The organism is Pseudomonas tremae, assembly GCF_001401155.1.
Taxonomy (GTDB): Bacteria; Pseudomonadota; Gammaproteobacteria; order Pseudomonadales; family Pseudomonadaceae; genus Aquipseudomonas; species Aquipseudomonas tremae.
The window spans coordinates 1-272 of the sequence record NZ_LJRO01000416.1; the positions used below are offsets into that span (position 1 = coordinate 1).

The 272-nt window shown below is 50.4% G+C and carries 1 pseudogene; it reads right to left on the reverse strand.

The annotated features are described in order from the left end of the window. Window positions 1-123 precede the first annotated feature (123 nt). A pseudogene (locus tag ALO43_RS29485) lies at window positions 124-272 on the reverse strand (choline/ethanolamine kinase--aminoglycoside phosphotransferase); the annotation flags it as partial.

Consider the following 272-nt stretch of genomic DNA (forward strand, 5'->3'; position numbering starts at 1 on the left):
AATTTCAGGATCTGGCTATGGATAAGTGATCGGATAAAACTCAAGCAGGAAAAGGAACACGCGGTCACCCGCTACTTTTTTATTATTGGAGTGCTTGTTACAGGTATGCCTGGAGAGGACGGGTCATGCCTGTCGCAACCAGGTTTCCCATTGCGGATCATTGATGATGCTGCGCGCGCGCATGTGCTTCCAGGTGCCGTACTTGTAAAAGTCGAAGTCCAGTTGCGACACGGCGTGCTGGACCATTGCCCAGGTTGACCATTTGATATCTG